The organism is Citrobacter braakii (genome assembly GCF_002075345.1).
GTDB lineage: Bacteria > Pseudomonadota > Gammaproteobacteria > Enterobacterales > Enterobacteriaceae > Citrobacter > Citrobacter braakii.
This window is the reverse complement of record NZ_NAEW01000016.1, coordinates 18275-36694: the sequence shown is the minus strand read 5'-3', so window position 1 is coordinate 36694 and position 18420 is coordinate 18275. Positions and strand designations below refer to the sequence as shown.

Genomic DNA, 18420 nt, shown 5'->3' with positions numbered 1-18420 from the left:
ACGGGCATTTCTTGCAAGGAATGCGCACATGCTATCTTCAAATAAACCTCTTCTTGAGTTTGGTAAGCTTGATAAATGTTTAGCGAAATATGGTAAGCACTTTGAGTGTGATAACGACAAAGAAATAATTTTTTCCAGCGATATTAATAGTGACGAAACTTTTGTTATTTTAAGTGGTGTTGTTTCCCTACGTAGAGGAGAAAGCGTGCTGGTCGGGATTGCACAGGCGCCTTTTATTATGGGCCTTTCTGATGGCGTGATGAAAACAGATGTACAATACAGATTAATAACCGAAAGTAATTGTACGGGATACCACCTGCCTGCTTCGCAAACGATAAATATAATTGAACAATGCCAGCTTTGGCGTGAAGCCTTTTGCTGGTTAGCATGGCAAAATTCCATGTTTGAGTTGCGCGATCTGCAGCTGATCGGCAATAACTCCTACGATCAGATCCGCGCGACGCTGATATCCATGATGAAATGGGACGACGTACTGCGTTCGCGTATCGGCGTCATGAACTATATTCACCAACGCACACGAATTTCACGCTCAGTTGTCGCTGAGGTTCTCGCGGCATTGCGTAAAGGTGGTTACATTGAAATGAATAAAGGCAAACTGGTGAGCATTAACCGTTTGCCTTTTGAGTATTAAGTCAGGATGTAGGAATAACCTGCGGTTTGTTCCCGCTCAGCTCTGCAACCAGATCGTTGATACCGTCGCTCATATTGGTAAATCGGGTTAGCGGAGAACGGGTCACCACGATAAATGCCCCGACGTTTTGCTGTGGGATCATCGCCATATAGGTAATGAAGCCGCCGCCGCCACCGGTTTTTTGAATAATTCCTGGTCGCCCATTCTTCGGTGCCATATAGACCCAGCCCAAACCCAGCGCATCGGCTCTACCTGGAACATCCATCCCTATCACTTTGGTTAACTGCGTACGCTGATAAATCAGCGTCTGCATACGGTCGGCCTGCTGGCTACGATGGTAAAAATCAGATGAGAGATACTGCTGCATCCAGCGCATCATATCGCCGGGCGTTGAATAAACACCACCGCTGCCCATCGCCGCCAGGGTATTGTTGCAAGGACTGGCACCTTTTTCCGCGACCATCAGGCGTCTGCATTGATCGGGGGATGGGGTAAAGGTGGTATCTTTCATTCCCAGCGGACGGGTAATTTTTTCTTCAAACAGTTGCGGATAAGGCTTTCCGGATGCGATTCCCAGCGCATCGGCCAGCAGGTCAAACGCCAGGTTGGAATAAGAAGCCTGCGAACCCGGTGCGGCTTTAAGCGTGGCGGTTGATAGATAGCTCCAGCGCTGTTCACGGGTTGGCCAGACAAACACCGGGCGCTTCGCCGCACCGCCAGGCTGTTCGCGCGGCAGCGCGCTGGTATGCGTCGCCAGATTCACCAGCGTAATCGGCGTACCCTGATAAGTTGGCACGCGCGCGCCAGGCGGCGCATATTTGCTCAATGGATCGTTGAGTTTAACCGTACCCTGATCGAGTAATTTCACCAGCATTTCGCTGGTCATTAATTTAGTAATAGAGGCAATTCGAATAACGGAATCCAGCTGCGGATGAACGTTATTGCCAGGGCGTGTTTCGCCGAAGCTGCGAAATACGCGCTGGTTACCATCAATCACCACGAGCGCCATCCCCGTAGCACCGCTGCCGTAAAATATATGGTCGGCATAACGATCGACGATATCAGAGGCGAAGACCGGATCGGTTATAGGCTGTGCCGCCTGGACAGATGTCAATGACGCCGCACACAGCGCGGCAGAAAAAAGCAGACTACGTTTCAACGGTGGTGTCCATGAGTTAGAGAAAGTGAAAAAGGATGTCGTGCGTATGCGTATTTATACTACTCATCGGCGTATTGCAAAGCGCTTATCAGCCAATGATAGTGTGAAAAACGTAACGATGAGTAAACGCGAGCGTTTCCCGGATTACGGATGTTCGCTTTTGTGATCTCACGCTGTGATAATCTGCACTTGCTGGAACGTTGTCGAGTGTGAAAATCACAGAAACAATTCTTCATACCCGGGTGCGAACTAAGTGCCGCGGTTTTGGTCACACTTGTCGGTTTCAGCTTGTGTTTTTGGGCGTAAGCCGTCTGGCCGCCGCACTCCACGGTGGCAAATACACAGCAGTCGTCATAACGATAAGAAGTTAGCAGGAGAGCACTATGTTTAAGTCTTTTTTCCCAAAGCCGGGGCCGTTCTTTATTTCGGCATTTATTTGGGCACTGGTCGCCGTTGTATTCTGGCAAGGAGGTGGGGGAGCCTGGGTTGCGCATATTACCGGCGCATCGGGAGACGTACCGATTAGCGCGGCCCGATTCTGGTCGCTGGATTACCTGATTTTTTATGCGTATTACATCCTTTGTGTTGGTGTGTTCGCGCTGTTCTGGTTTATCTACAGTCCGCACCGCTGGCAGTACTGGTCCATACTGGGCACGTCGCTGATTATTTTCGTGACCTGGTTTCTGGTTGAAGTTGGCGTCGCCGTCAACGCCTGGTATGCGCCATTCTATGATCTGATTCAATCCGCGTTGAGTGCGCCGCATAAGGTGAAGATTGAGCAGTTCTATCATGAAGTAGGCATCTTTCTTGGCATTGCGCTGATTGCCGTGGTCATTGGGGTGATGAACAACTTCTTCGTCAGCCACTATGTATTCCGCTGGCGTACCGCAATGAACGAACACTATATGGCGCACTGGCAGCATCTGCGTCATATCGAAGGCGCGGCGCAGCGTGTGCAGGAAGATACCATGCGTTTTGCCTCCACGCTTGAAGATATGGGGGTCAGCTTTATCAATGCGATTATGACGCTGATTGCCTTCTTACCTGTACTGGTCACACTCTCAGCCCATGTGCCGGACCTGCCAATTGTTGGACATGTTCCTTATGGCCTGGTGATTGCCGCGATTGTCTGGTCGTTGATGGGAACCGGCTTGCTGGCGGTAGTCGGCATCAAACTTCCGGGGCTGGAGTTTAAAAACCAGCGCGTGGAAGCGGCCTACCGTAAAGAACTGGTTTACGGTGAAGATGACGCTAATCGTGCGACCCCGCCGACGGTGCGTGAACTGTTCCATGCGGTGCGCCAGAACTACTTCCGCCTCTATTTTCACTATATGTACTTCAATATCGCCCGTATTCTATACCTGCAGGTTGATAACGTTTTCGGCTTGTTCCTGCTGTTTCCGTCGATTGTTGCCGGTACGATTACGCTCGGCCTGATGACGCAAATCACCAACGTGTTTGGCCAGGTGCGCGGCTCGTTCCAGTATTTGATTAACTCCTGGACAACGTTAGTCGAACTGATGTCTATTTATAAGCGTCTGCGCAGCTTTGAACGTGAGCTTGATGGCCAGGATATTCAGGAAGTTACCCATACGCTTAGTTAATAAAAAAGGAGATGTTATGTCGACGGTTTCCCGTCTTTACCCCTTGTCCGGTCTGGCCGCTCTGGTGCTGGTGGGATGTAGTAGCCAACCCGCGCAGCCGCTAAAAAAAGGGGAGAAAGCCGTCGATGTGGCGAGCGTGGTGCGCCAGAAAATGCCCGCCAGCGTGAAAGACCGGGACGCATGGGCGCAGGATTTAGCGAAGACGTTTGAAAGCCAGAAGCTGGCGCCGACGGTTGAAAATATCTGTTCGGTGCTGGCGGTCGCGCAACAGGAGTCAAACTATCAGGCGGATCCGGCCGTTCCAAACTTAAGTAAAATCGCCTGGAAAGAGATCGACCGGCGCGCCGAGCGTATGCATATCCCGCAGTTTGTGGTGCATACCGCACTGAAGATTAACTCGCCAACGGGGAAAAGCTACAGCGAGCGTCTGGATACGGTGAAAACGGAAAAACAGCTTAGCGCCATTTTTGATGATTTTATCAATATGGTACCGATGGGGCAGACGCTGTTTGGTTCGCTTAATCCGGTACATACCGGTGGGCCAATGCAGGTCAGTATCGCGTTTGCCGAGCAGCACGCCGACGGGTATCCGTGGAAAATGGCGGGAACAGTTCGTCAGGAAGTGTTCAGCCGCCGCGGTGGGTTGTGGTTCGGTACGTATCATCTGCTTAACTACCCGGCGAATTACAGCGCGCCAATCTTCCGTTTCGCCGATTTCAATGCGGGATGGTATGCCAGCCGCAATGCGGCTTTCCAGAATGCGGTCAGTAAAGCCAGCGGAGTGAAGCTGGCGATGGATGGTGACTTGATTCTCTACGGCAGCAGCGAGCCGGGCAAAACCGAGCTGGCGGTACGTAAACTGGCCGGCAAGCTGGGGATGAGCGAGAGTGAGATCCACCGCCAACTGCAAAAAGGTGACAGTCTGGCTTTTGAAGATACCGCGCTGTACGAGAAGGTCTATAAGCTGGCGGAAGCGAAGACTGGGAAAGCGCTACCCCGTGAAATGCTGCCAGGCATTCAGCTGGAAAGCCCGAAGATTACACGTAATCTGACTACCGCGTGGTTTGCGAAACGGGTGGACGATCGTCGGGCGAAATGTATGGGTCAGTCATCATTATGATGACGGCGGCGCCAGCGCACGAATGCCGCGATGGCGCCAAGAATCAGACTTCCGGCAAGGAAAGGGACCAGCCCAAAAAGGGTACCGACGCCTAAGCCAATTTCAACTCGTGGGCGTCCTGTCTCTTGCATTTGCAACTGCATCAGCTGTTCATAGATGCCGGGAGCGTGGGCCAACAGATTTAAAACCTGCGCGCCTGCCCAAAAGCAAAACAGCACAAATACGGCATACGCAATGTTGCCGGGCAGGGAGGAGGTATCCCGATGCTTGCCCTTAAACAGGGATTTTGAGAGCGTAAAATCAGCCATAAAGACCTCCGGAAATAACCTGCTTTTTTTGACGTGATGCCTGGAACTGACAGTGAGTCTGACAGGTGATCGGCAATGTCAATATCAGAATGATGGTAATTTCAGGTAGAGATTATTCCTGGATCTCGGTTTTTTGCTGGTTGTCACAATTACGTAACCTTAAGTGAAATTAAGTTACATTTCAGAAATTCCGCACAGGCCACAGACGTCTATGAGGAAATGTGCGAGGATGCGCTTTCACGTTGTATTTCCACCGGAGCTGTTATGAACCTGCCTGTTAAAATCCGCCGAGACTGGCACTACTATGCCTTCGCTATTGGGCTTATCTTTATTCTGAACGGGGTGGTGGGCTTACTGGGTTTTGAAGCGCAGGGATGGCAGACCTATGCGGTGGGGTTGGTGACGTGGGTGATTAGCTTTTGGCTGGCCGGATTAATTATCCGTCGCCGCGTGGAAGATGAAGAAGAAGCAAAGGATGCCCAATAGCTATCGATCAGGCATCCAGGCGGGTTTACATACTGGTTTTCAACGCGCTATCCGCCGCATGACGTTCCAGCGCCAGTTCGATCAGGCGAGTGATCAAATCGGTGTAGCCTAAGCCGCTCGCCTGCCACAATTTTGGATACATGCTGATGTTGGTAAAGCCCGGCAGCGTGTTGATCTCATTGATCACAACATCGTTCTCTGCGGTTAAGAAAACGTCCACGCGCGCCATACCGGCGCAGCCCAGCGCCTGATAAGCCTGAATAGCAATGTCGCGGATCTTATCGTTAACTTCCGGTGCGATCGCTGCCGGAACAACCACTTTGGCACCGTTATCGTCAATGTATTTGGTGTCGTAAGCGTAAAAATCACTGTTCAGCACGATCTCGCCACAGGTACTGGCCTGCGGTTGATCGTTGCCCAGCACCGCGCATTCGATCTCGCGGCCCTTAATCCCTTGTTCCACCACGACTTTATGGTCGAATTCAAATGCCAGCGTGACGGCCTGATCGTATTGCGCTTCGCTGGTCACTTTACTGACGCCAACGGATGAGCCCTGGTTGGCTGGTTTCACAAACAGCGGCAGGCCAAGGCGGGATTCCACCTCGGCAAAGCTGATGCGGTTGCGATTGGCACGGGTGAGCGTAATAAATGGCGCGATGTTTAATCCGGCATCGCGCAGTAGACGTTTGGTCACGTCTTTATCCATACAGGCCGCAGAACCCAGGACATCAGAACCGACGAACGGCAGATTCGCCACGCGCAGCATACCCTGCAGAGAGCCATCTTCACCCAACGTGCCGTGTACGATCGGGAAAATAACATCGACCGTTGGCAGTGGCTGACCGTTTTGCGCATCGATCAACTGGTGCTCTTGTTTACCCGGGACCTGAGCCAAGCTGGTCGCGGAAGGACGCAGCGCAATATGCGCTGGATCATCTGAATTGAGCAGATAGTTACTGGCATCGCTAATGTGCCATTGCCCTTCCTTATCAATACCTAACAGCACAACGTCAAAGCGAGTCTTGTCGATGGCATCGACAATATTTTTTGCCGATTGCAATGACACTTCATGTTCCGCTGATTTACCACCAAATACGATTCCTACCCGCAACTTTGCCATCTTAAAAAACCCATTCCATGAATGCAAAGCACATACATTACCACGACAAAACGCAGGTTTCCTCGGCTTCTGGCAGATTGTTTTGGTGGGCAACAGAGGAACAGATAAGCGCAAACGCGCAGAACGGACGCGGAGCATAAACCCCTGCTGATATTGTGGGGTTGATGTGAGGTATATCACAAATATGATGAGCGGGAAGATAAAATCCTAAACTGTGATATATCGCACCTGTGGACCCTTATTTGGCTAAGTAATTTGTTAAGCTGCTCGCAGTTTTCAGCTACTTATCGTTATGAGTCCCTATGGAATCCTGGAGAGTCAACCTCATTTCCGTATGGTTCGGTTGCTTTTTCACCGGCCTGGCAATCAGCCAAATCCTGCCTTTTTTACCGCTCTATATCTCCCAACTGGGGGTAAGCTCCCATGAAGCACTCTCAATGTGGTCTGGCTTAACGTTTAGCGTCACCTTCCTGATTTCAGCCATCGTCTCTCCGATGTGGGGGAGTTTAGCCGACCGTAAAGGACGCAAGCTGATGCTGCTGCGGGCCTCTTTGGGTATGGCGATTGCGATTTTACTGCAGGCCTTTGCCACTAACGTCTGGCAGCTTTTTCTGCTGCGTGGGATCATGGGGTTAACGTCTGGCTATATTCCCAATGCGATGGCGCTGGTAGCCTCACAGGTTCCGCGCGAACGCAGCGGGTGGGCGCTGAGTACGCTCTCGACGGCGCAAATTAGCGGCGTTATTGGCGGACCGCTGATGGGGGGCTTTATTGCCGACCACGTTGGCTTACGGGCGGTATTCTGTATTACCGCGGCTTTGCTGGTAGTGAGTTTTCTGGTCACGCTGTTCTTTATCAAAGAAGGTGTGCGCCCGACAATCAAAAAAAGCGAACGCCTGAGCGGGAAGGCCGTCTTTGCCTCGCTGCCTTATCCGGCGCTGGTGATCAGCCTGTTTTTTACTACGATGGTGATCCAGTTATGTAACGGCTCAATTGGGCCAATTCTGGCGCTGTTTATTAAATCAATGGTCCCAGACAGTTCTAATATTGCCTTTCTCAGCGGGCTGATTGCTTCGGTTCCGGGCATCTCGGCGCTGATTTCTGCGCCCCGGCTAGGTAAATTAGGCGATCGTATTGGGACCGAGCGGATTTTAATGGCCACGTTAATCTTCGCCGTCGTGTTGTTTTTCGCCATGTCATGGGTCAATACGCCGTTGCAGTTGGGGATCTTACGTTTTCTGCTCGGCTTTGCCGACGGCGCGATGTTGCCCGCGGTGCAGACGTTGCTGGTGAAATACTCCAGCGACCAGATAACCGGGCGCATTTTTGGTTATAACCAGTCATTTATGTACCTCGGCAACGTAGCCGGGCCATTAATGGGGGCAACAGTTTCGGCAATGGCGGGCTTTCGCTGGGTGTTTATTGCCACGGCGAGCATTGTGCTTATCAACATCTGGCAACTGGCTATCGCGTTGCGACGTCGGCGCTGCGCACGCTGAGTACCTGATTAACAACGCTGCCAGTCAGCGTTGTTAATCCATCATTATGCATTTATATATCCAGGTGATTATTAATCCCCTTACCCTTTTATATGGAATAATTCTGCGATAAGACTCCTTCTCCCTTATTTTGTGTTGTGATTGTTTTCGCAAAACGTTTTATTTCTTATGAAAATACAACTTTCATCCACTAGGCAGTTGTGAGTCTTAATGATAACGTGGCCTATATTTGGTTAAGGGAATACGTAAATGAAAAATCTCGTTACTGAGTTGTTACTTAAGCTCGCCCAAAAAGAAGAAGAGTCGCAAGAACTGACGGCGCAGGTTGAAACGCTGGAGCAGGTAATCATCGAAATGCTGCGCAATATGACGTGTAACGATCGGCAAATATTTATTCGCCAAATTGAAGGGGCTTTGGCTGGAGAAGGCCGTATGCCTGCGTTTCTGACCAACGTTCATAACGCTGGCGAGAGTGTGCCAAAAGCGTTTTGAGTAATCCGTGGTGCGTCATCCACAAATTATCATAAAAGTGTCACATCAAATACTTATAGTCGCTTTGTTTTAATTTTACCGTATTTATACATGGAGAAAATAAAGTGAAACAAAGCGCACTCGCTATTGCCCTGTTACCTTTGCTGTTTACCCCGGTTATTAATGCAGAAACCTCTGCCATAGCGGTTATGGATAATCGTGCCGCTCAGGGTGATATCACCACGCCGGGCGGCGCCCGCCGATTGTCTGCCGATCAAACGGCGGCTCTGCGCGAATCTCTGAGCGATAAACCTGCCAAAAATATTATTTTATTGATTGGCGATGGGATGGGGGACTCAGAAATAACGGCCGCGCGAAATTATGCCGAAGGCGCAGGCGGCTTTTTTAAAGGAATTGATGCTTTACCGTTGACCGGACAATACACGCACTATGCGTTGGATAAGAAAACGGGTAAACCCGATTATGTGACGGATTCTGCGGCATCCGCGACGGCGTGGACCACCGGTGTGAAAACCTATAATGGCGCGTTGGGCGTTGATATTCATGAAAAAGATCACGCCACAATTCTTGAAATGGCAAAAGCGGCGGGGCTGGCGACGGGCAACGTTTCTACCGCTGAATTGCAGGATGCTACTCCGGCGGCGCTGGTTGCCCATGTGACTTCGCGTAAGTGCTATGGCCCAGGCGTGACACGTGAAAAATGCCCAACCAATGCGCTGGAAAAAGGCGGTAAAGGGTCAATCACCGAACAATTACTGAATGCCAGGGCTGACGTTACGCTGGGCGGCGGGGCCAAAACGTTTGCGGAAACCGCTGCGGCAGGCGAGTGGCAGGGTAAAACGTTGCGTGAACAAGCCCTGGCCCGCGGTTATCAGATGGTGAGTGATACCGCGACGCTGGCGGCGATTACCGAAGCTAATCAGGATAAACCTCTGCTGGGCCTGTTCTCTGACGGCAATATGCCCGTGCGCTGGGAAGGTCCGAAAGCGTCTTATCATGGCAATCTGGATAAGCCGGTTGTGACCTGTACGCCAAATCCAAAGCGTGACGACAGCGTGCCAACGCTGGCGCAGATGACGGATAAAGCGATTGAGCTGTTAAGCAAAAATGAGAAAGGTTTCTTCCTGCAAGTGGAAGGGGCGTCAATCGATAAACAGGACCACGCCGCCAACCCGTGCGGACAGATTGGCGAAACGGTCGATCTGGACGAAGCGGTACAGCGCGCGCTTGCCTTTGCGAAGAAAGATGGCAACACCCTGGTGGTGGTAACCGCTGACCACGCACATGCCAGCCAGATTGTCGCGCCGGATACCAAAGCACCAGGCCTGACCCAGGCGCTGAACACCAAAGATGGCGCGGTCATGGTCATCAGCTACGGCAACTCTGAAGAGGAATCTCAGGAGCACACCGGCAGCCAGCTGCGAATTGCAGCCTATGGCCCGCACGCGGCGAATGTGGTCGGCCTGACCGATCAAACCGACCTGTTTTACACCATGAAAGCGGCGTTAGGACTGAAATAACCCGACGCCCGGCGGCAATACTTTTGCCGCCGGGTGGTATTTTTATCGTTAGCAGCCAAACTTACCTGTGTGTTGTCGTTCAGAAAAGAAGGATGCTATGAAAATTACATTATTAATGACGCTGCTTTTTGGTCTGATTTTTTTAACTACCGTCGGTGCTGCCGAGAAGACTTTAACCCCGCAACAACAGCGTATGACCACCTGCAATCAGCAGGCAACGGCGCAGACCTTAAAAGGGGATGCGCGTAAGACATATATGAGTGATTGCCTGAAAAACAGTAAATCTGCGCCGGAGGAAAAGAGCCTGACGCCGCAGCAGCAAAAAATGCGTGAATGTAACGTTAAGGCGACGGAGCAGTCTCTGAAAGGTGATGATCGTAATAAATTTATGAGCGCTTGCCTGAAGAAATCTGCGTAGCACTTACGGGTGAGCAGGTAAAATCGCTCACCCGAAATATCATACTTCCGCCACCAGACCCCTTCCTATAATTTGGGAAATTTGTTTCAGAATATTCCCAAATACAATGAATGATGAAAACTTTTATCAAAAGAAGGTCGTCCCGAATGAAGCATTTTTATCGCTTCATCAAAATGACCACCAACGTTCCGGTCTGCGATTCGCCCGACGAATCAGGCTGCCGCGAGCGGTGGGATTGGGGGGAATGTTTTTCCCTATCGCGTCGGTATTAGTTGCTCAGCCCATTACCGGTGGCTGGTGGCTATTACTGGTGGGATGGGCGTTTGTCTGGCCGCATTTGGCCTGGCAGTTGGCCAGCAAAGCCGACGATCCTCTGCATAGCGAATTTACCAACTTAAAAGCCGATGCCATTCTTGCCGGTATGTGGATAGGGATTATGGGCGTAAACCTGTTGCCATCCACGGCGCTGCTGATGATTATCTGCATCAACCTGATGGGCGCAGGCGGGATGCGAATATTCATCGCAGGCGCCGTTTTGATGATGGTTTCATGCCTGGTGACGTTACAGTTAACCGATATCTCCGTCGCTTTTAGCAGTACTCAACTTAGCGTGCTATTGACGCTGCCGGTGCTGGTGATTTATCCGCTGCTGTTTGCCTGGGTCAGCTACCAGACGGTCATCAAGCTGGCGGAACATAAACGCCGTTTACAGGTGATGAGTACGCGAGATGGCATGACTGGGGTGTACAACCGCCGCCATTGGGAACTGTTACTGCGTAATGAATTTGATAATTGCCGCCGCTACCAGCGTGACGCCACGTTACTGATTATCGATATCGACCATTTTAAGAGCATTAATGATACCTGGGGTCATGACGTTGGGGATCAGGCGATTGTCGCGCTGACCCGCCAGTTGCAGATGACCTTACGCGGTAGCGACGTGATCGGGCGCTTTGGCGGTGATGAGTTTGCGGTGATTATGTGCGGCACGCCGGCAACCAGCGCGATTGCGGCGATGTCTCGCGTTCACGAACGACTTGGCCAACTGCGTTTATCCTGCGCGCCGCAGGTTGCTCTGCGGATCAGCGTGGGCGTTGCGCCGCTGACCGCAGAAACCGAGCATTATCGAGAATGGTTAAAGTCGGCGGATATGGCGCTCTACAAAGCAAAGAATTCCGGACGTAACCGCACTGAGGCGGCGGCCTGACGTCCGGCTGTGTTAACTCAGGAGCGGCTGAGTTTTTCCGACTGCTCCATGCACTTAATCATCGCTTCAATCACTGATGAACGAAAACCTCGTTCTTCCAGGACGCGTACCGCTTCAATGGTGGTTCCACCAGGCGAGCACACCATATCCTTCAGTTCTCCGGGATGTTTACCCGTATCCAGCACCATCTTCGCCGAACCCATTACTGCCTGCGCCGCGAATTTATAAGCTTGCGCGCGAGGCATGCCACCCTGCACGGCGGCGTCCGCCATCGCTTCAATAAACATAAACACATAAGCCGGGGCTGAACCACTGACGCCAACGACCGGATGAATCATTGCCTCCGCAATGACTTCCGCTTCGCCAAAGCAGCGGAAGATATTCAGCACGTCGGCGGTGTCTTCTGGCGTGACTAAGGCGTTCGGTGTGACGGAAGTCATTCCGGCATTCACCAGTGACGGCGTGTTTGGCATCGCGCGAATGATTTTACGGTCATGGCCTAGCGCGCGGGCGAGCTGATCGAGGGTGACGCCAGCGGCAATCGAGACGACCAGGGAGTCTTTGTTCAGGCTGGAGGTAATTTCGCTCAGCACTTTAATCATTATGCCTGGTTTTACGGCCCCAAAAACAATGTCAGCGATTTGCGCGACCTCTTGCGCAGACTGCGCCGCATTAATACCGTACTGGTCGTGCAATGCAGCGACTTTATCGGGGGAAGGGGTGTAGACCCAGATTTGTCCGGGGAGAACCTGGCCGCTGGCGATCATGCCGCCAAGTATCGCTTTGCCCATATTACCGCAGCCGATAAAACCGATTTTCTTGTCCATTTTGTCACTCCCTATGCGTGATATTCATTGTTTTACCTGGGAAAGCTAAGCTTAGCGCGGATTGAATACGTGCAGAAGGATAAACAGCACTTTGCCTGCAAGTAAAAGCACGCGACAATGTGCAACTGCACATCAGTGGGGAGAAATTATGACAATATGGGTGGATGCCGATGCGTGTCCGAATGTGATTAAAGATATTTTGTACCGCGCTTCTGAGCGCATGCAGATGCCGCTTATTTTGGTAGCAAACCAGAGTTTGCGCGTCCCGTCTTCGCGGTTTATCCGCACATTACGTGTTCCCGCCGGGTTTGACGTGGCGGATAACGAGATTGTGCGCCAGTGTAGTGCCGGTGATTTAGTGATAACAGCGGATATCCCGCTGGCGGCAGAAGTCATTGAAAAAGGTGCGGCGGCGCTTAATCCGCGCGGTGAACGTTATACCGAAGCCACGATCCGTGAGCGTCTGATGATGCGTGATTTTATGGATACGCTACGCGCCAGCGGTATTCAGACCGGCGGGCCGGACAGCCTTTCACCACGAGACAGGCAGCATTTTGCTGCTGAGCTTGATAAGTGGTGGCTGGAAGTACAGCGCAGAAAATAAAGCGTGTAATTTATTATTTACACTTTATTCATGGTGAATTCTTGTTATAGTAGGGGTTAATAGGTACAGCTACCCTATATGTAATTTTTTCTTTACGTTTTGGCGATGTACTAGTTTGGTGATATGATTATATCTTTAACCGCATCAGATCCCGCTCGCTCGCGGCTCCCTGGGGAATTTCTGTAATGACGCAACCTCTTTATCTTGTCGGCCCCCGGGGGTGTGGTAAGACAACTACCGGTATGGCGCTGGCGAAGGCTATCGATTTCCAGTTTGTCGATACCGATCGCTGGTTGCAATCGCACGTGCAGATGACCGTGGCGGAGATCGTCGAAAGGGAAGGATGGGAAGGGTTTCGTGCCCAGGAGACGAGCGCTCTGCAGGCCGTCACAGCCCCAGCGACGGTTGTTGCGACCGGCGGCGGTATCATTCTTACCGAATTTAATCGTCATTACATGCGCAGCCACGGCGTGGTTATCTATTTAAGCGCACCGGTATCAGTACTGGTTGATCGTCTGGAGGCCACGCCTGAAGAGGGATTGCGCCCAACCTTAACCGGTAAGCCGTTGACTGAAGAGGTGCAGGAAGTGCTCGCCCAGCGCGATGTTCTGTACCGTGAAGCTGCGCACTACATCGTTGATGCTACCCATAAACCTGCGCAGGTGGTGGAAGACATTCTTGAGATACTGGCGCAGGCAGCGCCACGGTTACAGGGCGGTGTCTATACTTAATGTTCATCCAGTGAAAAGGAAGAACTATGCCGACAAAACCACCTTACCCACGTCAAGCGAACATTGTTACGGTTGAAAAGGGGACGCCAGGCCAGACGGTAACCTGGTATCAACTTCGAGCCGATCACCCTAAACCGAATACGTTGATCAGTGAGCATCCTTCTGCGCAGGAAGCCAGGGATGCCAAAAAACGCTACGAAGACCCCGATAAAACCTGATATTAAGCACCGTCCTGGCACGAGTCTGAAAAGTGCCACGACGGGCGTTCATCACATTTTCTTAAATTTCGCCGTATACCGTTAAAATTGAAAATTAAGCAATAACAATCCAGTACCGGAATGATTTGGAATCTTTACACAATACACCGCCGATCAGCTGCTACGCTTTTGAGCATTTGTAGCGCAGGTCAGCGCCCGGCACTTGCCCGGGATTTCACAGCAAAGTAAGAAGATGGTGGAGCAACAAATGAGTGCGTCGTTGGCTATCCTCACGATTGGCGTGGTGCCAATGTGTGAGGTGTTACCGCTCCTGACGGAATATATCGATGAACAGCACATTACTCACCACAGTCTGCTTGGACAGATGCGGCGAGAAGATGTGATGGCTGAGTACGGCGTTTCGCCCGGTGACGAGCCTTTATTAACGCTGCTCAGCGACCACCAACTTGCGCATGTCTCACGCCAGAAGGTAGAGCGCTCGCTGCAAAGTATCGTGGAGGTGCTGGATAACCAGGGCTTTGACGTGATCCTGCTGATGAGTACCGCCTCAATCGCTCGCCTGACCGCCCGCAATAGTATTCTGCTGGAGCCGTTACGTATTATCCCCCCGCTGGTGGCCTCGATTGTCGATGGGCATCAGGTCGGGGTTATTGTCCCCGTCACCGAATTGCTCAAAGCCCAGACGCAAAAATGGCAGGTGTTACAAACTCCACCAGTGTATGCCGTGGCGAATCCGATCGAAGGTACCGAACAACAATTAATTGATGCCGGGAAAGAACTACTGGAGCAAGGCGCGGATGTGATCATGCTGGATTGTCTGGGGTTCAATCAACGCCATCGTGATTTACTGCAAAAATCGCTGGATGTCCCGGTTCTTCTGTCTAATGTGTTGATTGCCCGACTGGCTTCGGAGCTGTTGGCGTAATTTTACGTGACAGGTGGAACGTCAGCCCCCTATATTGGTTCTCAACTTAATCACGAGATAGGGCCAGTTGTATGCTTCAAAGTAATGAATACTTTTCCGGCAAAGTAAAATCGATCGGTTTTACCAGCAGCAGTACTGGCCGCGCCAGTGTTGGCGTGATGGCTGAAGGCGAATATACCTTTAGTACTGCGGCGCCTGAAGAGATGACTGTCGTTAGCGGCGCACTGAACGTGCTGCTGCCGGGGGAAACCGAGTGGAAGGTGTATGCCGCAGGGGACGTATTCAACGTACCGGGCAACAGTGAGTTTCATCTGCAGGTGGCAGAGCCAACATCCTATCTTTGCCGCTATCTGTAAGCATAGAAATGACGAATGGCGACATTGTGCCGCCATTCGGTAAGTACGGCTTAACGTTGCGCTTCGCCGCCTAATCCTTCCACCAGACTTTTAATCAGCGCCGCCAGTTCACCCGTCATCAGGATGAAATCGGCATCAAAACGCTGAGCATAATCTTCGCGGTCAATATCTTCGTTCTGATCGCGCAGCTCGTCGCTAAACTTCAAACGCTTAATAGAGCCGTCGTCACACATCACGAACTGAATGCGCTGCTGCCAGTCGAGGGCCAGCTTGGTGACCAGTTTGCCCGCTTCGATATGCACGGCGATTTCGTCGCAGACCAGATCCTGCTTTTTCGCGCGGATCACGCCGCCGTCTTCAAGGATCGCTTTTAGTTCGGCTTCATCCAGTAACTGGAATCCCTGTGCCGTTGTGCCGGAGCGAACCCATTCGGTCAGCGTCAGCTCAATGGGGTTTTCCATCGTCAGCGGAACGACCGGCAGCGAACCGAGACTCTTACGCAGCAGCGCCAGCGTATCTTCGGCTTTCTTCGCACTCGCGCAATCAACCATGATCAGATCGTTGACGGTATCGATCCACATCATCGTCTGGCTGAAACGGCTAAAGGCGCGCGGCAGCAATGAGTGCAGAACTTCATCTTTCAGCGAGTCTTTTTCGGTCTTCTTGAGTTTGCGACCTTGCTCAGCTTCCAGTTTGAATATTTTGGCTTCCAGCGCCTGTTTGATAACCGGCGACGGCAGAATTTTTTCTTCTTTGCGGGCGCAGATAATAATTTGGCCATTGGCGGTATGCGTTAATGCATCGCTGTGCGATCCCATCGGCGGAACCCAGCCCATTTTTGCCATATCCTGGCTACCGCAAGGGGTGAACGTCATTGATGCCAGCTGTTTTTCCATCTCTTCGGCACGCAAAGAAACATCGCGGCTAAGACGGTAAACCATTAAATTTTTGAACCACAGCATGATAATTTCCACGGCCTTGTCGTTAAATCCAGCGGGCATGATAGCGAATTGTCGCTATGCTTGCATTGTTAATCGGGAAGAGGAGCAAACAGTGCGTATAGGTATCGATTTAGGCGGTACGAAAACGGAAGTTATCGCGCTTGGCGATGCAGGCGAACAGCTTTTTCGCCATCGCCTGCCCACGCCGCGTGATGATTATCGGCAAACGATAGAAACCATCGCCGCGCTGGTGGAGATGGCGGAAAAGGCCACCGGGCAGTCGGGAACCGTGGGGATGGGCATTCCCGGTTCAATTTCGCCTTACACCGGAGTGGTGAAGAATGCCAACTCGACCTGGCTTAACGGGCAACCTTTTGACAAAGACCTGAGTACGCGTCTGAATCGCGAAGTGCGGCTGGCAAATGATGCCAACTGCCTGGCGGTTTCTGAAGCCGTTGATGGTGCAGCGGCGGGGGCGCAAACCGTGTTTGCGGTGATTATCGGTACAGGATGTGGCGCTGGAGTGGCGCTGAACGGCCGGGCGCACACGGGCGGGAACGGTACTGCGGGCGAGTGGGGGCATAATCCGCTGCCGTGGATGGACGAAGACGAACTGCGTTATCGGCAGGAAGTGCCCTGCTATTGCGGCAAGCAAGGCTGTATTGAAACCTTCATTTCCGGAACCGGTTTTGCCACCGACTACCAGCGTCTGAGCGGTAAGCCGCTCAAGGGCAGTGAAATTATCAGTCTTGTTAATGCCCGGGATACCCTGGCGGAACAGGCGTTGAGTCGGTACGAGCTGCGTCTGGCGAAATCACTGGCACATGTGGTGAATATTCTCGATCCGGACGTAATCGTGCTGGGCGGCGGAATGAGTAATGTCGACCGACTGTATCAAAACGTGCCAACGTTGATTAAACAGTTTGTCTTTGGCGGCGAGTGCGAAACGCCTCTACGCAAGGCGCTGCACGGTGACTCCAGCGGTGTGCGCGGCGCGGCCTGGTTGTGGCCGCAGGAGTAATATTCGCGTTGCCGGGTAGCGCGGAGGCTATCCGGCAGCGGGAGTCATCCGGGATACGCTGCGCTTCAGGCGACCGTAGAGCAGCAGCGACGACATTGCAGAAAACGACAGCAGCGCCGCCGGCAACGTCACGTAGTTGTAGGCAAAGCCCAGCGTCAGCATCATACCACCGCACCAGGCGCCAATTGCGCTGCCGAGATTAAAGGCAATTTGCCCTCCTGCCGCACCCAGCAGCTCACCCCCTTTAGCATTTTGCAGCAGCAAAATTTGCAGCGGCGCCGACAGGGCAAACAGGCCCGCGCAGCAAATAAAGGCGAAGGTCAGCGACGCGGCTTTGATCCCGCCAAAGGCAAAGAGCAGCAGCAGAGCCAGCACAATTACAAAGTCGGTTATTACCGCAATACGCAGCGGCGTATAGCGGCCAGAAAGGCGACCGCTCAGCAGATTTCCCAACACCATCCCCAATCCTACCAGCATCATGATGAAGGTCATCAGCGCTTCGGAAAAGCCGGAGATGAACATCATGTACGGTTTGACGTAGCTGAACCAGGCGAAAACCCCGGCGTTACCAAACATGGTGGCGGAAAAGATGAGCCACGGGGCGGGGGTTTTCAAAAAGTGAAATTGTTCGCGCAGTTTCCCTTTTGCTTCATCGCTGATGTTGGGTACCCAAAAAGTTATCGAGACCATCACGGCGATATTAAAGACGGCTATCAGCAGAAACGTGTAGCGCCAGCTAAATTCCTGACTCAGCCAGGTGCCGATGGGAATACCAATCAGATTAGCAACGGTCATACCCGAAACCATGCCCGCGACGGCGGCGGTGACTTTTCCCGGACGGGCCAGCTTCGACAGGATAATCGCGCCAACGCCAAAAAACGCGCCGTGTGGAAAGCCGGAAACCAGCCTGCCCACCGCCAGCATTAAATATGAGGAGGAGAGGGTGAAGATGGCGTTGCCGATCACGCACAGCGTGACCAGAAACAGCAGAATATGCTTGAGAGAAAAGCGGTTGGAAAAGAGCGCAATAATAGGCGCGCCCAGCACCACGCCAAAAGCGTAAAACGAAATCATATGGCCAGCGGCAGGGATGGTAATTCCCACGTCCCGCGCCAGCTCGGTGAGTACACCCATGATGCCAAACTCGGCCATGCCCAGCCCAAATGTCCCCAGAGCTAAAGAGAAAATGACTTTTTTCATACCACCTGCCAA

Annotated in this window: 21 protein-coding genes; 15 read left to right on the top strand and 6 right to left on the bottom strand. The window is 52.1% G+C overall.

All coding sequences use genetic code 11. The features are described 5' to 3' along the window. Positions 1-28: 28 nt before the first annotated feature. Entirely contained in the window at positions 29-652 is a 624-nt protein-coding gene (gene iprA, locus BZK42_RS22415; RefSeq protein WP_080860295.1) for a hydrogen peroxide resistance inhibitor IprA, read from the top strand. A gap of 1 nt (position 653) precedes the next feature. Here iprA and ampH read toward each other — a convergent pair whose 3' ends face one another. Further along, complete coding sequence (ampH, locus tag BZK42_RS22410; protein WP_080860294.1) at positions 654-1811, bottom strand: D-alanyl-D-alanine-carboxypeptidase/endopeptidase AmpH; 1158 nt, start codon at positions 1809-1811, stop codon at positions 654-656. 383 nt (positions 1812-2194) lie between these two features. Between ampH and sbmA the strand changes: the two genes are divergently transcribed. Both sbmA and BZK42_RS22400 read left to right on the top strand, forming a co-directional pair. After that, positions 2195-3415 (top strand): peptide antibiotic transporter SbmA, encoded by a 1221-nt coding sequence (gene sbmA, locus BZK42_RS22405; RefSeq protein WP_016155831.1) that lies wholly within the window; start codon positions 2195-2197, stop codon positions 3413-3415. A 16-nt stretch (positions 3416-3431) separates the two neighbouring features. Then, the gene (locus BZK42_RS22400; protein ID WP_019076139.1) at positions 3432-4535 is read left to right on the top strand and encodes a DUF1615 domain-containing protein; all 1104 of its coding nucleotides are present in this window, start codon (positions 3432-3434) and stop codon (positions 4533-4535) included. Here the strand turns inward: BZK42_RS22400 and BZK42_RS22395 are convergent. After that, positions 4520-4843 (bottom strand): DUF2755 family protein, encoded by a 324-nt coding sequence (locus tag BZK42_RS22395; RefSeq protein ID WP_016151998.1) that lies wholly within the window; start codon positions 4841-4843, stop codon positions 4520-4522. The two genes, BZK42_RS22400 and BZK42_RS22395, sit on opposite strands and share 16 nt — an antisense overlap. A gap of 264 nt (positions 4844-5107) precedes the next feature. On the opposite strand from BZK42_RS22395, the gene BZK42_RS22390 reads away from it, so the two are divergent. Then, positions 5108-5329, top strand: a complete 222-nt coding sequence (locus BZK42_RS22390) for a DUF2754 domain-containing protein (protein WP_019076140.1) — start codon at positions 5108-5110, stop codon at positions 5327-5329. A 25-nt stretch (positions 5330-5354) separates the two neighbouring features. On the opposite strand, the gene ddlA is transcribed toward BZK42_RS22390, so the two are convergent. Next, positions 5355-6449 carry a D-alanine--D-alanine ligase gene (ddlA, locus tag BZK42_RS22385; protein ID WP_080860292.1) on the bottom strand — a complete coding sequence of 365 codons (1095 nt, stop codon included), beginning with the start codon at positions 6447-6449 and terminating at the stop codon, positions 5355-5357. 302 nt (positions 6450-6751) lie between these two features. Here ddlA and BZK42_RS22380 point away from each other — a divergent pair, with 302 nt between their 5' ends. From BZK42_RS22380 to adrA, 5 genes are all read left to right on the top strand, one after another. Continuing rightward, positions 6752-7948 carry a multidrug efflux MFS transporter gene (locus BZK42_RS22380; RefSeq protein WP_080860290.1) on the top strand — a complete coding sequence of 399 codons (1197 nt, stop codon included), beginning with the start codon at positions 6752-6754 and terminating at the stop codon, positions 7946-7948. A 249-nt stretch (positions 7949-8197) separates the two neighbouring features. Further along, the gene (locus tag BZK42_RS22375; protein ID WP_016152002.1) at positions 8198-8440 is read left to right on the top strand and encodes a sigma-S stabilization anti-adapter protein IraP; all 243 of its coding nucleotides are present in this window, start codon (positions 8198-8200) and stop codon (positions 8438-8440) included. Positions 8441-8544: 104 nt separating this feature from the next. Next, entirely contained in the window at positions 8545-9960 is a 1416-nt protein-coding gene (gene phoA / locus BZK42_RS22370; RefSeq protein ID WP_019076143.1) for an alkaline phosphatase, read from the top strand. Between the two features lie 97 nt (positions 9961-10057). After that, positions 10058-10378 (top strand): phosphate starvation-inducible protein PsiF, encoded by a 321-nt coding sequence (psiF, locus tag BZK42_RS22365; protein ID WP_003830956.1) that lies wholly within the window; start codon positions 10058-10060, stop codon positions 10376-10378. Between the two features lie 91 nt (positions 10379-10469). After that, the gene (gene adrA, locus BZK42_RS22360) at positions 10470-11585 is read left to right on the top strand and encodes a diguanylate cyclase AdrA (RefSeq protein WP_088583121.1); all 1116 of its coding nucleotides are present in this window, start codon (positions 10470-10472) and stop codon (positions 11583-11585) included. Between the two features lie 17 nt (positions 11586-11602). Here adrA and proC read toward each other — a convergent pair whose 3' ends face one another. Then, positions 11603-12412, bottom strand: coding sequence for a pyrroline-5-carboxylate reductase (gene proC / locus BZK42_RS22355; RefSeq protein ID WP_016152005.1), 810 nt, complete (start codon positions 12410-12412; stop codon positions 11603-11605). 148 nt (positions 12413-12560) lie between these two features. On the opposite strand from proC, the gene BZK42_RS22350 reads away from it, so the two are divergent. From BZK42_RS22350 to ppnP, 5 genes are all read left to right on the top strand, one after another. Then, positions 12561-13016, top strand: a complete 456-nt coding sequence (locus BZK42_RS22350) for a YaiI/YqxD family protein (protein WP_016155837.1) — start codon at positions 12561-12563, stop codon at positions 13014-13016. Positions 13017-13201: 185 nt separating this feature from the next. Next, entirely contained in the window at positions 13202-13747 is a 546-nt protein-coding gene (gene aroL, locus BZK42_RS22345; protein ID WP_016155838.1) for a shikimate kinase AroL, read from the top strand. Between the two features lie 26 nt (positions 13748-13773). Continuing rightward, complete coding sequence (gene yaiA, locus BZK42_RS22340) at positions 13774-13965, top strand: protein YaiA (protein WP_080860288.1); 192 nt, start codon at positions 13774-13776, stop codon at positions 13963-13965. A gap of 247 nt (positions 13966-14212) precedes the next feature. Next, the gene (locus BZK42_RS22335; protein ID WP_016155840.1) at positions 14213-14890 is read left to right on the top strand and encodes an AroM family protein; all 678 of its coding nucleotides are present in this window, start codon (positions 14213-14215) and stop codon (positions 14888-14890) included. Positions 14891-14961: 71 nt separating this feature from the next. Next, the gene (gene ppnP / locus BZK42_RS22330; protein ID WP_016152010.1) at positions 14962-15246 is read left to right on the top strand and encodes a pyrimidine/purine nucleoside phosphorylase; all 285 of its coding nucleotides are present in this window, start codon (positions 14962-14964) and stop codon (positions 15244-15246) included. Positions 15247-15296: 50 nt separating this feature from the next. Here the strand turns inward: ppnP and rdgC are convergent, their stop codons facing one another. Beyond that, the gene (gene rdgC / locus BZK42_RS22325; protein WP_003021479.1) at positions 15297-16208 is read right to left on the bottom strand and encodes a recombination-associated protein RdgC; all 912 of its coding nucleotides are present in this window, start codon (positions 16206-16208) and stop codon (positions 15297-15299) included. 91 nt (positions 16209-16299) lie between these two features. Between rdgC and mak the strand changes: the two genes are divergently transcribed. Further along, a complete protein-coding gene (gene mak, locus BZK42_RS22320; protein ID WP_047501951.1) occupies positions 16300-17208 on the top strand; it encodes a fructokinase in 909 nt (302 codons plus the stop codon). 27 nt (positions 17209-17235) lie between these two features. On the opposite strand, the gene araJ is transcribed toward mak, so the two are convergent. Beyond that, positions 17236-18408, bottom strand: coding sequence for an MFS transporter AraJ (gene araJ, locus BZK42_RS22315; protein ID WP_080860286.1), 1173 nt, complete (start codon positions 18406-18408; stop codon positions 17236-17238). Positions 18409-18420 lie beyond the last annotated feature (12 nt).